Raw genomic sequence first — 15,541 nt, 5'->3', positions numbered from 1 at the left:
AGGTGTGAAGGAGTTGGATAATTCTTATTTTGTAGGTTGGGGGACATTGGCACTCATAAACGCCGGACTTGCTCAAGGTAAAAATAGAACGGCGTTGAATTGGTTCTTGCTATCCTTATTTTTGGGTCCACTCGCTACATTTATACTTTTATTCGCAAAGAAAAGATAAGGAAAAAACCGACCGTTATTATGGAGGCCGGTTTTCTCTCCAGGCACTCGCTTTCCCTCAGGAGTCCCTTCCCCCCGTTCAATCAATTATCAAAAAAAAACCGACCTTTAGGGGCCGGTTTTTTTCTAATCTTATTCTTCCGCTTCTTCTTGGTCAAGGAATGTATTTAACATTTCTTCGACAAGATCCCATTCTTCTTCTGTTTCGATCGGAGTAAGTTCACCATCTTTATTATCTTCGCTTGGTACGAATGATGAAGCGTGGATTTCAATTTCTTCCTCTTCATCTTCTGCAGACATCGGATAGTAAAGTACATAAGATTTGTTGAATTTATCTGAGTCGAATGTGAAAAGGATTTCGCAAAGCTGCTCATTTCCGTTTTCATCTACTACTGTAATGTTGTTTTCACCGTGTTCCATTTGTATTCACCTCATATTGAATTTGTTTGTCTGTCCAAGAAACCTTGTAGAATCATGACAGCTGCCATTTTATCAATGACTTTCTTGCGTTTGCTTCGGCTCACGTCCGCCTCAAGAAGAACACGTTCAGCTGCCATAGTTGTCAACCGTTCATCCCAGAGAAACACCGGCAGCTTGAATTTGTTTTCTAAACGCTTGGCGAAATCTTGGCTGATCTCACCGCGCGGTCCAACGGTTCCGTTCATATTTTTGGGTAAACCGAGGACAATTTTAGAAACTTCATGTTCTTTTATTATTTCATTGAGACGTTTAAAGCCGAAGTCATTTCCAGCTTCGTTAATTTTGATTGTTTCCAATCCTTGTGCAGTCCAGCCCATCGCGTCACTCACGGCAACGCCGATGGTTTTTGAACCTAAATCAAGTCCCATTGTGCGCATTAGTATTCCTCTCGATGGTTCTTAAGATACGATTTAACCAATTCTTCGATGATCTCATCGCGTTCAAGCTTGCGAATAATGTTTCGAGCATCCATATGGCGAGGGATGTAAGCCGGGTCACCAGATAATAGATAACCGACAATCTGGTTAATCGGGTTATACCCTTTTTCCTGAAGTGCAACATAAACTTGAGACAATACTTCCTGTACATCTCTTTCGAATGGTTCTTCGGGAAAATTAAATTTCATCGTTTTATCAAAGGAACTCATTATCATGCACCTCTCCTCAGCGTCCAGAATCCATTATTATCTTCATTGTACAACACTTTTCATTGATTATGAAATCGTTAAGACCCATTCTTCAACAAAATTAAGTGCAGAATCCAATTTTTCTGGGTCTTTTCCACCTGCTTGTGCCATATCTGGGCGTCCGCCGCCGCCGCCACCGCAACGAGATGCGACTTCCTTGATTAATTTACCTGCATGGAAACCGCGTTCGATATAATCCTTCGTAACTCCGGCAATCAAATTGACTTTATCACCTTGGGCGGAACCTAATACGATAATGACAGAATCAAGTTTTTGTTTCAAATCATCAGCCATCGCACGTAAATTATTCATGTCTGTAGCTTGAACCTTTGCCACCAATACTTGTACACCATTAATTTCTTTTACGTTAGAAACAAGGCTGCCAGCTTCAATATTGCTTAATTTTGCAGTCAAGCTTTCATTTTCACGATGAAGATCCTTCACTTCAGCTAGAACCGTTTCGATTCTTGAAGGCACATCTTTCAAATTCGTTTTCAATTTAGCAGCCGCATCTTTCAAGACACCGATTTGATCCGTCATCAATTTGTATGCCCCGGCACCCGTTACCGCTTCTATACGGCGAGTCCCTGCACCGATTCCGCTTTCGGAAACGATCTTGAACAAGCCGATCACCGCTGTATTCGGAACGTGGACCCCTCCGCATAGTTCAAGACTGTAATCGCCTATTTGAACGACACGGACAATCTTGCCATATTTTTCGCCGAACAAGGCCATTGCGCCCATCGCCTTTGCTTCTTCGATGTTTTTATAATCCGTATTCACTTGCAAGCTTTGCCAAATCTTTTCATTTACAATCGTTTCGATCTGTTCAATCTCTTCCGCCGTGATCTGGCCAAAATGAGAGAAATCGAAGCGTAGGCGCTCAGCCTGTACGAGTGAACCAGCTTGGTTGACATGTGTACCAAGAACATCTTTCAACGCCTGATGCAGAAGATGCGTCGCTGTATGGTTTTTCGTGATATGGATGCGATTTTCTTGATTGACTGTAGCAACGATATCGGAATCTGATATTAATGTGCCTGCAATTACTGTTACACGGTGCAGATTTTGGCCATTAGGAGCTTTTTGGACATCCTGGACATCAACCTTCACGGATTCACTGGCCATCGTTCCTATATCAGCTATTTGTCCGCCGCTTTCCGCGTAGAAAGGAGTCTTGTTCAGGATCACTTGAACTTCTTCACCTTCTTGTGCCTCCGTTACAAGCTCGCCATTTTTTATGATGGCAGCAACTTTGGCTTCGACAGCAACTTGATCATAGCCGACAAATTCACTTTCTACTTTAATATCACCCAATACCCCGCCCTGGATTTGCATGGAATCAACATCTTGTCGTGCGGAACGGGCACGTTCACGCTGTGCATCCATCTCTTTTTCAAATCCAGCTTGATCGACCGTCATGCCTTCTTCTTCTGCATATTCTTCCGTTAATTCAATCGGGAAACCATATGTGTCATATAAACGGAATGCATCACTGCCCGGAATGGTCGTGCCGCCTTTTCCCTTTTCCTTTTTAATGACCTCAGAAAGGATGGACAGACCATCATTTAGAGTTTCATGGAAGCGTTCCTCTTCATTTTTGATTACTTTTGCAATGAACTCCTTATTCTTGAGGACTTCAGGGTAGAAGTCTTTCATGATTTCACCGACGACAGTCACAAGCTCGAACATGAATGGTCGATTGATGTTGATTTGCTTAGCATATCGAACCGCTCTGCGGAGTAAACGGCGCAATACATAACCGCGGCCTTCGTTGGATGGAAGAGCACCGTCACCTACTGCAAAGGCTACCGTACGAATATGGTCGGCAATGACCTTGAATGCAACATCCTTTTCTGAATCGATACCATACTTCACATCGGAAATCTCTTCGACTGCCCGGATGATTGGCATGAATAAATCTGTATCATAGTTCGTCGCCACATCTTGAACGACGGAAGCCATACGTTCAAGGCCCATGCCTGTATCGATATTTTTCTTTGGAAGCGGTGTGTAAGAACCGTCAGGATTGTGGTTGAATTGAGAAAACACAAGGTTCCAAACTTCCAGATGCCGTTCATTTTCCCCTCCTGGATATAGTTCCGGATCATTCGGATCATCACCATATGCTGGTCCGCGGTCATAGAAAATCTCTGTATTCGGGCCGCTTGGACCCTCACCGATATCCCAGAAGTTTTCTTCCAGGCGAATGATCCTTTCAGCAGGAACACCGATTTTCTTATTCCAGAGTTCGAATGCTTCATCATCTTCAGGATGGATCGTCACAGCCAATTTATCTTTGTCGAACCCAATCCATTTTTCATCCGTCAAAAATTCCCATGCCCATGTAATGGCTTCTTCTTTGAAATATTCACCAATGGAGAAGTTTCCGAGCATTTCGAAAAACGTATGATGCCGTGCCGTTTTCCCCACGTTTTCAATATCGTTAGTACGGATGGCCTTTTGAGCATTTGTAATCCTTGGATTTTCAGGGATCACCCGTCCATCAAAATATTTCTTTAACGTCGCCACCCCGGAATTGATCCACAGCAATGATGGATCTTCATGAGGAACCAATGACGCACTTGGTTCGATATTATGGCCTTTTTCACTAAAAAAATCTAAATACATTTGGCGGATTTGAGCACCAGTTAAATACTTCATATATATATCCTCCTTTTAAAATTATGTAATTTTGAGCACACAAAAAACCCTCATCCCAAAAACAGGGACGAGAGTTGACTCGCGGTACCACCCTGATTACGGACGCAGGAATTCATCCTAGGCCCATCACCTTCATAAAAGCCTTAACGCGGCGTGACGGCAGGTATTAGCTGCTCTCAGGACTAGCTTTCTGCTGCTCTTCACCTGGCGGTCCCTTTCAGCCTGGGGGACCCCTCTCTTTTAGATGGACTTCAGCATACTTCATCCTTCAACGAATTATCTTATGTAATGGATTATATTCACAAGACTTTTATTTGTCAATAAGGGGCGGCTTCTTTCTAAAGTGAACGCGGGCATGAAGGACAAAAACTTTCAACACAGCCAGGATGGGAATCGAAAGGACCATGCCCATGATCCCGCCTATTTCACCTCCGGCCAATAATGCAAGCATGATGAACAGCGGATGCATATGGAGGCTTTTACCGACTATGAGCGGCGATAGGATATTCCCCTCGAGAAATTGGAGCACCAGCACGATTAAGGCGATGATCAACACCATTTTTACAGACATTGTCGCGGCGATGATCACTGCGGGAATGGCCCCAATGATCGGTCCGAAATACGGAATGACATTCGTTATTCCGATTATCGCCCCCAATAGAAGCGGATATTGCATCCCGACTATCCAGAAAAGCAATGAGGAAATCAACCCGATCACGACACAGACGATGATTTGTCCGCGGATATAGCCGCCAAGCGACGCATCCACATCACGAACGAATGCCCGTCCCTGCTTGCGCCACTTCTTCGGGGTCATATACCATGCCATTTTTTTTAAGGCTGTGAAATCTTTCAGGATATAAAAAGCAATGAATGGAATCAACGCGATCAGAAGGATGAAATCAAGCATCTTCATGGCATACTCCATCGCCTTTTCAGGTATTCGCTTCAGCCAATTTTCGAAAAGGGTGACACCTTCTTCGAATCTTTCATGAATTCCGAACGGCCAGGCCGCCGTCTGATGGTTGAGCTTATCGATCCTGCCCTGATACTGCTCAACCAGTTCCGGTACGCTTTCCGACAGCTCGCGTACCTGGCTGACCATCACTGGAATACCTTTATACACAGCAAAGCCGATTCCTCCGAAAAACAACAAATAGATGATCGTAATCGAAAGCCAGCGCCGCATCCCTTTTTCATTTAAATATTCCACTACAGGGTGCAGCAAGTAACTGATGAACGCACCAATCAAAAAAGGCAGCAGTACCGTCACACATACAGTAACGGCAGGTCCCCACATGGGCTTAAGTTTCAAAAAAATATAGATAACGAAAAATAAGAGCAGTAAAAAACCCAGGCGATAGAACCACTTTAGACGAATACTCACTAAAAACACCTCCCGCTTATTTATTCTTCGAAAGGCGGAAGGTTTTCATACATAAAAAAGAGTGCCCTCATTATCAGGACACTCATTCCCGCTATAATAATGACTTTAATCTTTTGCGTATTTTCTTCATGTTCCGTTTGATCATCTTCGAGTTCATCAAGTCCGAACCCATATTCATTAGAGTATTCCGTGAACGTCTAGCCATTGCAAACACCTCTTCCGTTAAATTACATACTGAAGCGGCGGTCATTTTCCTCAAACAAATCGTCCAATGAGCTTAAACTTCCATCTTCCTCGACTTGGTGCGTATTAATGAACCCTTCGGATAGAGTCATTTCAATAAAGCAATTCCAACAATAATATTGATTCACGCCAATCTTCCCAACATCTTTACTGCGGCAATTCGGACATTTAATTTCCAAAATGGACACCTCACTGTTCATAAACTGAAACAATGATGGTATCCTTCCCTAATGCAGGCGGCTGTTTTGATTCTATCACTGTCGACTCCGAGAAAAACCCATCCGTTGTTTCATACGCTATAATCGTGCCCATTTTTTCCCTGAAATATACATCCTGCAGTAAACCCAATTCTTCGCCCATTTCTGAAAAAAGCATGCGCCCCAATAATTCGTCCTTCGATAGGCATATGGAATCCGCCGGCACTTTCCTTAAGCTTGAATCCAGTTGCATGATGACGATCCCATCTGGACCGAATGAAGAAATATCGTCAAGTTTCAAATGAAAAGCTCTTTTGAACAATGCTTGCTGATGAACGACCAAGCCTGTTACCTGACCCATTTCAGAAATTGATAAATCGTGGACTATGCCGATTCTTTCTCCTTTGATCGTAAAAACCGGCATTCCTTTCAATAATGAAAACGTCCGCAAGGTGATCCCGCCTTTCCGAACATTTTTATTATTTCTTTACTGCTGAAAATAGATGTGCTGAAAGGTTTTCCATTGTTGCTCGATCTTCCGGAAATACAGGGAACAGGCATAAAAAAAAGACCGGTTTCCCGGTCTGATCCATCTGCTTTACCATCCCCTGCTGGCACCTCCGCCACCGGAACTTCCGCCTCCGCCTCCGCGTGGACCGCCGCTGCCGCCTCCACGGCCACCGCCGCCTCCGCGACTGATGAATATCAAAATGATATTGATTAGCGTTTGAAGGAAAAATCCTTTAAAGAACTTGGCATCGAGGATGAATACGATGATGACTACGATGATAATGAGGAAAATCTGTAAACCTGATGGCTGAAAGTTTTCTGACTCTGGCTGAACGGAGAGATCTTGAAAAAACTCGTCACCTAAGTTGTATTCTTTCGTGACATCGTTATATACGGCCTTATAGGTTTCCGTCAGGGCAACATCATATTTACCCTCTTTCAGCGCAGGGATAGCCACATTGTCCAAAATCTGACCGGATTTTATATCGGTAATGGCCCCTTCCAATCCGTACCCCACTTCAATACGGATTTTCTGTTCTTCCATGGCCAGAACAATGAGGACACCATTGTTCAGCTCGGCATCCCCAAGCTTGAATGCTCTCAAAGCCTCGACCGAGTACTCCTCGATCTCGGATCCTTCCATCGAATCAACCGTCAAAACGGAAATTTGTGCTTTTGTGGCATCATCCAAGCGTTTCCCAAGCTCGATGAGGTCGGATTTTTCCTGATCATCCAGGACTTCGGCGAAGTCCTGAACATATATATCGCCAACTGGTTCAGGAATATTAGGTTGTGCTGCGACCACGTTTGCTAAACTGCACATAAGAATGGAGAATAGCGCAAACACAGCGAGTTTTTTCATTATTTATCGCTCCCGAAATCAACCTTTGGCGTTTCTTTTTCTTGATCGGTCACTTCAAAATATGGTTTGACATCGAACCCGAACGCTGCTGCCATCATATTCTTCGGAAATCGTTTAATCATCTTATTATAGTTGGTAACTTCATCATTATAGTCTTTTCGTGCTACCGTCAGTCGATTTTCCGTTCCTTCCAAACTATCCATGAGACCCTTAAAGTTCTCATTGGCCTTTAAATCCGGATAGTTCTCGACAACCACCAAAAGACGGCTCAAGGCCCCGCTCAATTCTTGATCGGCTTCAATCGCATCTTCAGTAGAATTGGCACCTGCCAACTTCGAGCGTGCATCACTGACCGCTTTAATGGCTTCCGTTTCATGCGAAGCATAACCCTTCACCGTTTCGACAAGATTCGGAATCAAATCCGCTCTTCGTTTCAATTGGTTATCCACCTGTGACCATTTATTGTCCACATCTTCATTGGCACTTACAAGGCCGTTGTACGAAGATGCCCCATAAATGACCAGTAAAACGGCAACGACTATTCCTATTATCCACCCTTTTTTCATCAAATCCCCCCTACTCTTTCACGTTTAAGTTATATTCTATATTAGTTCCACCAAAACTATGAATTCTAAACAAAATTCAGTCAAAAGATCCCGTTACATAAAATCATACGGCGTGACATTCTCCATCCCGATCATCGGGTCAGCATGCATGAGAATTTCAAGATAACTCGATTTTTGATGCACCTCTCCCTTTTCCACCGGCCTTTCTTCTTCACTCAAAATCTCCCTCAGCTTTTCACGCAAAGTCGTTTTCCTGCGCATTTCATCATTACGCTCGATCCCTACACGGAATGCATCTTCTTCACCACAAAGGATCAAGAAATTCTTACTGCGGGTAATCGCCGTATACAATAAATTACGGCGGAGCATCCGATAATAACTTTTCACTACTGGTAAGATGACTATGGGGAATTCGCTTCCCTGCGACTTATGGATGGAGCAGCAATATGCATGTGTAATCTGGTTCAAGTCCTGTTTCGTGTAAGTCACTTCGATGCCTTCGAACGATATGATTACTTTATCGACATGATCGGTATTTTCTTTAGCGAACAATATGGACACGATTTCACCCATATCGCCATTAAAGACACCTTCCTCTGGCTGGTTCACCAGCTGAAGGACCTTATCTCCCGTTCTAAATATCACGTCTCCGAATTTAATTTCACGCCGCTTTTCCCCTGCATTGCCATTGAACACTTCCTGAAGCATTTTATTCAAAGCATCAATCCCGGCAGGCCCTCTATACATGGGGGCCAGCACCTGTATATCCTTGGCCGTGAAGCCTTTCGTTCTGGCATTGGCAACCACTTTTTCGATTACTTGGGCGATTTGACCTGTTTGACAGCGAATGAACGATCGATCTTCTTGTTGTTTCGTGACATCATCCGGAAGCCTTCCTTTTTTGATTTCATGGGCCAATTCAATGATTGATGAGCCATCAGCTTGACGATAAATATGTTCCAGACTGACAGTCGGTACACAATTCGATGCAAGCAAATCCTTTAAAACCTGCCCAGGTCCAACAGATGGCAGCTGATCTTCATCACCAACCAATATCACTTGGACATTTTCCGGCAGAGCTTTAAACAATTGATGGGCCAGCCACGTATCCACCATGGAAACCTCATCGATGATCACGATACGGCCATCCAGCTGATTATCCTCATCATGGGAAAAGCCTTCACTCCCATTCCACCCCAGCAAACGGTGGATCGTAACAGCGGGAAGCCCAGTCGATTCGGCCATGCGTTTCGCTGCACGGCCAGTTGGGGCCGCAAGTACGAATGGAAATGGATCGCTTCCTTCTTTTTTATAATCGTTAATGTCCATGGATACCCCATGCAACTCTGCATATAGCTCGACGATGCCTTTGATGACTGTCGTCTTACCGGTACCCGGTCCCCCCGTCAAGATTAACATGGGGGATTGAAGGGCTGTTTGGATCGCTTCCTTTTGTGCCGGGGCATAGGAAACATCCAGCCGCTCTTCCAGCTCCCCAAGTGCCAGCAAGAACTCCGATTCCGGGAACTGGTCCTCATACTCGGTTTGAGCAAGCAGCCGCTTGATGTTCATCACGATTCCCTTTTCCGAATAGAATAGCGAAGGCGGATAAATCCGTTGATCCTCGACAACTATTTTCCCCTCTTGCGTCAATTCGATTATTTCCGAGGAAATGTTCGTGAACTCAATGCGATCCCGTTTATTTTCCTCCAGCAGCCGCTTGACCGCTTCCAATAACTGCTCGGCTTCTATGTAGATATTCCCGTCCTGCAGGCATTGTGATTCAAGCGTATACAAGCACGCCGCCTTGATTCGGTCGGGATGGCTGCCTGAAATGCCAAGATGATGCCCAAGTTCATCCGCCCGTCCAAAACCAATCCCTTCAATATCCTCCACGAGCTTATATGGATTTCCCTGAACCATCGTGATCGTATCCTGTTTATACATTTGATAGATCTTCATCGACAGCTGCGGACCGAAGCCATATTGATTCAGGGCGATCATCACCTGCTCCAGACCTTGATGCTCGACCAATGTATCATAGAGGCCCTTTGCCTTTTCCCCGGATAGCTTCGGGATATCATCAAGTAGCGAAGGCTGAGCCAGAATTTTTGAAATAGCCTTTTCACCCAGTGTCTCAACAATGCTTTCGGCTGTTTTTTTCCCAATGCCCTTGAAAAGGTCACCTGATAAATAACTGACGATCCCTTCCTTGGATTGTGGCAGATCCTTGCGAAAATGCTCTACATGGAATTGAAGGCCAAAACGCGGATGTTCCTTCATGGCCCCATAAAATATATAGATCTCATCCTCATGCATCCTTGGAAAATAACCTGTTACGACCGCTTCCTTCTCTTCATAATTCAGATTCGTTTCATGCACACGAATTCTTACAACCGAGTACATATTATCCTCATTATGAAAGATCGTCACTAAATGACTTCCTTTCATGAACATTTTCTCTTCTGAAAACAAATCCAACGAATCCTGCTGGCTCAACGCTTCTCCCCACCTTTCCATGCATATGCCGTTTATTTACTCTGCATTCATTTCTTCCAACAGTTTCTTACCGTGCGCAGCAAGCATATGGTCAGGCTGTGCTTCCAAAGCCTTATCAAAATAAACCACCGCCGCTTTCGCATCTTCACGATACCCTGCAAACGCAACGCCTAAATTATAATAAGCATCGGCATGGCCCGGATCCTGTTCCACAACCAAATTCAGTTGATTGATCAATTCATCATATAATTCCGCATTTGCAAGACATAGCGCATATTGGAACCTAGCATCAACGTCCTCAGGGTTCAGCTCCACCGTTCTCTGTAAATAAGGCATCGCCAATTTCGGTTGATCCAACGCCATCAATGTCAACCCAAGCATGAAGAAAGCATCGCTGTTATCCAGTCCCAAACGGATTGCCTTTTCAAACATATCCTTCGCTTCGATTAGTTTAGAATCGGATTCATAATATAAGTTTCCTAATGAATAGTAAGCCGCTGCCGCATTTTCATCCAGCTCGATCGCCTTTTTGTAAAACTTGACCGCTTTATCCGTTTCACCCACGGCAGTCAATACATTCCCAAAGTTTATGTAAGCAACAGGCTCATTCGGATTTTCCTCGATCGCCTCATTAAAGACTTTCGCCGCTTCTTCGTATTTCCCTTGCTGCATAAATTCAATTCCTTGTTGATTCTTATCCATATCCATTCACACTCCATTTTTATATTAAAAAATTATAGCATAAGCCAGCGGTCGATTTCAGGCGGTACACCCGCAATCCAAAAGAAGTCCCCAACCGCAAACACAGCTGGGGACATGCTTATTTTACCCTACGTAAGTCAGTTTTTCACCTTTTTTAAATACTTCATCAATCGTACCCCCGCCAAGGCACACTTCACCATCATAGAATACGACGGCTTGTCCAGGTGTGATCGCGCGGACTGGCTCGTCAAAGATGACCTCGACATCACCATTTTCCAAGACCTTCACCTTGACACCGCTATCCTCTTGACGGTACCTGAACTTTGCCGTACATGTAAATTCACCAGCCGGTATATGTTCCGCCACCCAGCTGACATTCACTGCACGAAGGGAATTGGAATACAGCACATCATTATCAAAGCCTTGACACACGTATAAAACATTGCGCTTCAAGTCTTTTCCCGCAACAAACCAAGGGTCGCCGCTACCGCCAATCCCCAGACCGTGACGCTGACCGATGGTGTAATACATCAATCCGTCATGCTTGCCCATCACCTTGCCATCCATCGTGACCATATCACCGGGCTGAGCTGGGAGGTAATTGCTTAAAAATTCTTTGAAATTGCGTTCACCGATAAAACAGATCCCTGTAGAATCTTTTTTCGTAGCCGTGGCAAGTCCGGCTTCTTTCGCCATTTCACGGACTTCCTTCTTATCAATGTGCCCAAGCGGAAACATGACTTTTTCCAACTGTTCTTGAGTAAGCTGGTTCAAGAAGTACGTTTGATCTTTATTATTATCGACACCGCGAAGCATCTTGTATTCGCCATCCCGGTATTCGACCTGTGCGTAATGACCTGTAGCCACATAATCGGCACCAAGACTTACGGCATGTTCAAGGAAGGCCTTGAACTTGATTTCCTTATTGCACATTACATCCGGATTCGGGGTACGGCCCGCTTTATACTCATCCAAGAAATAAGTGAAAACTTTATCCCAATACTGCTTCTCGAAATTGACCGCATAATAAGGGATGCCGATTTGATTACAAACGGCAATTACATCATTGTAATCTTCCGTTGCCGTACAGACTCCGTTTTCATCTGTATCATCCCAGTTCTTCATGAAAATCCCGACCACATCATAGCCTTGATTCTTCAATAGCAGGGCTGACACAGAAGAATCCACGCCTCCTGACATACCCACGACAACGCGGGTGTCCTGTGGTGCTTTTCTCATTCTGTCACCTCATTTATTTAAAGCAGGAATTATCTTCCCGCTAATCTATTGACGATTTTAACGGTGGTTTCAGCAGCCTGCCTTACTTCCTCTTCCGTATTGTTCAGACCGAAGCTGTAACGAATCGAATTCTTCGTCCGCTCCGAATCTTTCCCGAACATCGCCACAAGCACATGCGACGGATCGATTGACCCCGCTGTACAAGCGGATCCGCTCGATACCGCGACACCTGCCAAGTCCATATTAACGAGCAGTGATTCCACATTCGTACCCGGAAAACTAACATTCAGCAAATGCGGCAGCGACTGTTCCATAGATCCGTTAATTTCATATTGTACATCCGCCTCATCAAAGACGGCAAGCAATACGTCTTTAAAACGCCTGTATTGCTCCCTTTTCTTTTCCATCGTGCTTTGTGCGATGAAAACAGCTTCTGAAAAACCGGCAATGGCCGGCACGCTCTCCGTACCGGCACGGCGTTTGCGTTCTTGTTCCCCGCCATATAAATGCGGATTAAGCTTCAAGCCTTCGCGAATATAAAGAAAGCCGACTCCCTTGGGACCGTTAATTTTATGCGCGGATACACTCAGCAAATCCACACCCAACTCACTGACGTCGATAGAGATCAAACCATATGCCTGAACCGCATCCGTATGGAAAATGGCTGGATGCCCCTTGAGCAGCTGTCCAATTTCAGCAATCGGCTGAATCGTACCAACCTCATTATTGCCGAACATGATCGAAACCAAAATCGTGTCGTCCCGCAATGCCGCCTTTAAATCGGCAATTGAAATAAGCCCCGCTTCATTCACAGGTAAATATGTGACCTCAAAGCCAGACTTCTCAAGGTATTGGCATGTATGCAAAACCGCATGATGCTCAATCTCCGTCGTAATGATGTGCTTCCCTTTTTCTTTATAAGCATTCGCAACACCAATGATCGCCGTATTATCCGCCTCGGTTCCACCGCTCGTGAAAATGATTTCATTACGCCCCGCACCGATGCTCGCTGCAATACTCGTACGCGCCTCATCCAAAACATGGCGCGCCTCCCGTCCGAAAGCATGAATGCTCGACGGATTTCCGAAGTCATGGCTCATGACTTTCATCATCCTATCGATCACATTCGGATGCATCGGTGAAGTCGCAGCATGATCTAAATATATTCTGTCCACTTTTTTGTCGCCTCCATTAAAAAAACGCAAGCGCCTACATAATAGGCGCATTGCTGATCACTTAAATATAGTACATATAAGAATCGATTTCACCCGTATCCTTGTAGCTCGCCAAATCCATAAGCGTCGTATTATCCAATACATCCTTCACGGCATCGCGAATCCGGATCCAAAGCTGGCGCTTCACCGGCTCCTCATCCTCAATTCCTTCAACAGGGGTAATCGGCCCTTCCAATACACGAATGACATCACCCGAAGTAATCTCCTGAGGATCTTTAGACAGGACATACCCGCCATACGCACCGCGCACACTCCTTACCAACCCAGCATTACGAAGCGGCGCAATCAACTGCTCCAAATAATGCTCCGACAGATTATGCGTCTGGGCAATCGATTTCAAACTCTTCGGGCCTTCTCCATAATGTTTAGCCAGCTCGATCATGATCGTTAAACCATAACGGCCTTTAGTAGATATCTTCATACATATACACCTCAAATTATTTATCCGTTTCTAAATTCTTATGAAATTATAGCATATTCCCGTCGGAAATGCATTCACCCGCCCTCCATTTGTCAAATTATCCTAATTGGAAAGGTAGGAAAAATGAAATAAAGAACGGAATATAACAAAATGAGAGGACGGATTTTAAGGGTAAGGGGTCGATATTTTGGGCGGACTATTGTGGATGATTCCGCTGGTAGGTAGCTCGATAATCAACTTACAGCACCAATTATATCCCCAAACGGACTACCATAATACGAATTCGCCCACTTTCACAGCATAATCAGCGCATTTCCCCCATCAGTTGTGATACCTTATATAAAAAGGAGAGGTGCGCAATGAATATAAAACCGCTTGCTTTCCGGATGCGGCCTCGATCGATTGATGAGATCATCGGGCAGGAGCATCTGGTCGGTGAAGGAAAAATTATCGCAAGGATGGTGAAAGCAAAACAGCTTTCTTCCATGATCCTGTATGGTCCGCCGGGAATTGGCAAGACTTCCATTGCAAGCGCGATTGCCGGAAGCACGAAGTTTGCTTTCCGGGCGCTGAACGCGGTGACCAATAATAAAAAGGATATGGAAATCGTGGCAGCCGAGGCGAAGATGTCCGGGAAAGTGATCCTGTTGCTTGATGAGGTTCATCGACTGGATAAGGCGAAGCAGGATTTCCTATTGCCTTATCTTGAAAACGGGATGATCACCTTGATCGGTGCAACGACCAGCAATCCCTATCATGCAATCAATCCGGCCATCCGAAGCAGGTGCCAGATTTTCGAGCTCAAATCATTGGAAACCAATGATATAACCAAAGCTCTTGAACGGGCACTTCATGATGAAGAACGGGGGCTCGGTGCGTATAAATCGGATGTCAGCCTTGATGCCCTTACCCATTTCGCGACTGCTTCGAACGGAGATGTCCGCAGTGCCCTTAACGCTCTTGAACTCGCCGTCATTTCCACCGAACCCGATGAATCCGGAACGATTCATATAGACCTGCAAATTGCCGAGGAATGCATGCAGAAAAAAAGCTTCTCACATGACAAGGATGGAGATGCCCATTATGATGTTCTATCAGCTTTCCAAAAATCCATCCGCGGCAGTGATGTGAATGCAGCCCTTCATTATTTGGGGCGCTTGGTCGAAGCCGGCGATCTTGTCAGCATTGCCCGCCGCTTAGTGGTCATCGCTTACGAAGACATAGCTCTTGCGAATCCCCAGGCTGGACCGAGGGCCCTCGCTGCAGTCGAAGCCGCTGAACGACTCGGTTTTCCTGAAGCCCGGATTCCACTTGCCAACTCGGTGATCGAGTTATGCCTATCACCTAAATCGAACACGGCCATTGTCGCAATCGATGCAGCTCTGACAGACATTCGCAGCGGCCATAGCGGAGATGTACCAGATCACCTTAAGGATGCCCATTACAAAGGGGCCACCGATCTCGGAAGGGGCATCGGCTACCTTTATCCGCATGACTACGAGAATGGCTGGGTAAAGCAGCAATACCTTCCCGACAAACTGCGCAGCAAAAAATATTACAAACCGAAAAAGAGCGGGAAATTTGAACAAGCCCTTGCGTCAGTCTATGAAAATATCGAGAAAAAGAACTAACTCCGGATCCCTTCAGACCCGGAGTTTCTTTATTGTGGGAAAGAAACCGATT

At 45.1% G+C, this 15,541-nt stretch carries 16 protein-coding genes; 2 read left to right on the top strand and 14 right to left on the bottom strand.

Annotated elements, in window-relative coordinates:
* The first annotated feature begins 13 nt into the window (after positions 1 to 13).
* The gene (locus tag IOC57_RS01680) at positions 14 to 169 is read left to right on the top strand and encodes a hypothetical protein (protein ID WP_207437078.1); all 156 of its coding nucleotides are present in this window, start codon (positions 14 to 16) and stop codon (positions 167 to 169) included.
* Between the two features lie 131 nt (positions 170 to 300).
* On the opposite strand, the gene IOC57_RS01675 is transcribed toward IOC57_RS01680, so the two are convergent.
* The 14 genes from IOC57_RS01675 to cymR all read right to left on the bottom strand — a co-directional run bounded on the left by IOC57_RS01675 (position 301) and on the right by cymR (position 13,858).
* On the bottom strand, positions 301 to 588 hold the full coding sequence (locus IOC57_RS01675; protein ID WP_207437077.1) for a DUF1292 domain-containing protein: 288 nt from the start codon (positions 586 to 588) through the stop codon (positions 301 to 303).
* A gap of 11 nt (positions 589 to 599) precedes the next feature.
* The gene (gene ruvX / locus IOC57_RS01670) at positions 600 to 1,025 is read right to left on the bottom strand and encodes a Holliday junction resolvase RuvX (protein ID WP_053347052.1); all 426 of its coding nucleotides are present in this window, start codon (positions 1,023 to 1,025) and stop codon (positions 600 to 602) included.
* Positions 1,025 to 1,294 carry an IreB family regulatory phosphoprotein gene (locus IOC57_RS01665; protein WP_034311358.1) on the bottom strand — a complete coding sequence of 90 codons (270 nt, stop codon included), beginning with the start codon at positions 1,292 to 1,294 and terminating at the stop codon, positions 1,025 to 1,027. The genes ruvX and IOC57_RS01665 overlap by 1 nt, the downstream gene beginning before the upstream one ends.
* Before the next feature lie 66 nt (positions 1,295 to 1,360).
* A complete protein-coding gene (alaS, locus tag IOC57_RS01660; protein ID WP_207437076.1) occupies positions 1,361 to 3,997 on the bottom strand; it encodes an alanine--tRNA ligase in 2,637 nt (878 codons plus the stop codon).
* A 310-nt stretch (positions 3,998 to 4,307) separates the two neighbouring features.
* Positions 4,308 to 5,384, bottom strand: coding sequence for an AI-2E family transporter (locus IOC57_RS01655; protein ID WP_207437075.1), 1,077 nt, complete (start codon positions 5,382 to 5,384; stop codon positions 4,308 to 4,310).
* Between the two features lie 227 nt (positions 5,385 to 5,611).
* Positions 5,612 to 5,827, bottom strand: coding sequence for a hypothetical protein (locus IOC57_RS01650; RefSeq protein ID WP_207437191.1), 216 nt, complete (start codon positions 5,825 to 5,827; stop codon positions 5,612 to 5,614).
* On the bottom strand, positions 5,817 to 6,275 hold the full coding sequence (locus IOC57_RS01645) for a PRC-barrel domain-containing protein (protein ID WP_207437074.1): 459 nt from the start codon (positions 6,273 to 6,275) through the stop codon (positions 5,817 to 5,819). Before IOC57_RS01645 ends, IOC57_RS01650 begins: the two co-directional genes overlap by 11 nt.
* Positions 6,276 to 6,422: 147 nt before the next feature.
* Positions 6,423 to 7,196 carry a TPM domain-containing protein gene (locus IOC57_RS01640; protein WP_207437073.1) on the bottom strand — a complete coding sequence of 258 codons (774 nt, stop codon included), beginning with the start codon at positions 7,194 to 7,196 and terminating at the stop codon, positions 6,423 to 6,425.
* The gene (locus IOC57_RS01635) at positions 7,196 to 7,765 is read right to left on the bottom strand and encodes a LemA family protein (RefSeq protein WP_396020742.1); all 570 of its coding nucleotides are present in this window, start codon (positions 7,763 to 7,765) and stop codon (positions 7,196 to 7,198) included. The genes IOC57_RS01640 and IOC57_RS01635 overlap by 1 nt, the downstream gene beginning before the upstream one ends.
* A 90-nt stretch (positions 7,766 to 7,855) precedes the next feature.
* Positions 7,856 to 10,261, bottom strand: a complete 2,406-nt coding sequence (gene recD2 / locus IOC57_RS01630) for an SF1B family DNA helicase RecD2 (RefSeq protein WP_207437071.1) — start codon at positions 10,259 to 10,261, stop codon at positions 7,856 to 7,858.
* Positions 10,262 to 10,297: 36 nt separating this feature from the next.
* A complete protein-coding gene (locus tag IOC57_RS01625) occupies positions 10,298 to 10,963 on the bottom strand; it encodes a tetratricopeptide repeat protein (protein WP_207437070.1) in 666 nt (221 codons plus the stop codon).
* A gap of 123 nt (positions 10,964 to 11,086) precedes the next feature.
* Positions 11,087 to 12,202: a tRNA 2-thiouridine(34) synthase MnmA gene (gene mnmA / locus IOC57_RS01620; protein WP_207437069.1), complete on the bottom strand. Its 1,116-nt coding sequence runs from the start codon at positions 12,200 to 12,202 to the stop codon at positions 11,087 to 11,089.
* A gap of 29 nt (positions 12,203 to 12,231) precedes the next feature.
* Positions 12,232 to 13,377 (bottom strand): cysteine desulfurase family protein, encoded by a 1,146-nt coding sequence (locus IOC57_RS01615; protein WP_207437068.1) that lies wholly within the window; start codon positions 13,375 to 13,377, stop codon positions 12,232 to 12,234.
* Between the two features lie 61 nt (positions 13,378 to 13,438).
* Complete coding sequence (gene cymR, locus IOC57_RS01610; protein WP_207437067.1) at positions 13,439 to 13,858, bottom strand: cysteine metabolism transcriptional regulator CymR; 420 nt, start codon at positions 13,856 to 13,858, stop codon at positions 13,439 to 13,441.
* A gap of 365 nt (positions 13,859 to 14,223) precedes the next feature.
* Between cymR and IOC57_RS01605 the strand changes: the two genes are divergently transcribed.
* Complete coding sequence (locus IOC57_RS01605) at positions 14,224 to 15,489, top strand: replication-associated recombination protein A (RefSeq protein ID WP_207437190.1); 1,266 nt, start codon at positions 14,224 to 14,226, stop codon at positions 15,487 to 15,489.
* Positions 15,490 to 15,541 lie beyond the last annotated feature (52 nt).

Source organism: Bacillus sp. SD075 (genome assembly GCF_017355165.1).
Taxonomy (GTDB): Bacteria; Bacillota; Bacilli; order Bacillales; family DSM-1321; genus Peribacillus.
This window is presented reverse-complemented; position numbering and strand designations above follow the sequence as displayed.

Excerpts from the sequence above, each read along its gene's own strand:
- cymR (WP_207437067.1), bottom strand. The coding sequence starts at position 13,858 with ATGAAGATATCTACTAAAGGCCGTTATGGTTTAACGATCATGATCGAG.
- IOC57_RS01640 (WP_207437073.1), bottom strand. The coding sequence starts at position 7,196 with ATGAAAAAACTCGCTGTGTTTGCGCTATTCTCCATTCTTATGTGCAGT.
- IOC57_RS01650 (WP_207437191.1), bottom strand. The coding sequence starts at position 5,827 with ATGAACAGTGAGGTGTCCATTTTGGAAATTAAATGTCCGAATTGCCGC.
- IOC57_RS01625 (WP_207437070.1), bottom strand. The coding sequence starts at position 10,963 with ATGGATAAGAATCAACAAGGAATTGAATTTATGCAGCAAGGGAAATAC.
- mnmA (WP_207437069.1), bottom strand. The coding sequence starts at position 12,202 with ATGAGAAAAGCACCACAGGACACCCGCGTTGTCGTGGGTATGTCAGGA.
- ruvX (WP_053347052.1), bottom strand. The coding sequence starts at position 1,025 with ATGCGCACAATGGGACTTGATTTAGGTTCAAAAACCATCGGCGTTGCC.
- IOC57_RS01675 (WP_207437077.1), bottom strand. The coding sequence starts at position 588 with ATGGAACACGGTGAAAACAACATTACAGTAGTAGATGAAAACGGAAAT.
- IOC57_RS01665 (WP_034311358.1), bottom strand. The coding sequence starts at position 1,294 with ATGAGTTCCTTTGATAAAACGATGAAATTTAATTTTCCCGAAGAACCA.
- alaS (WP_207437076.1), bottom strand. The coding sequence starts at position 3,997 with ATGAAGTATTTAACTGGTGCTCAAATCCGCCAAATGTATTTAGATTTT.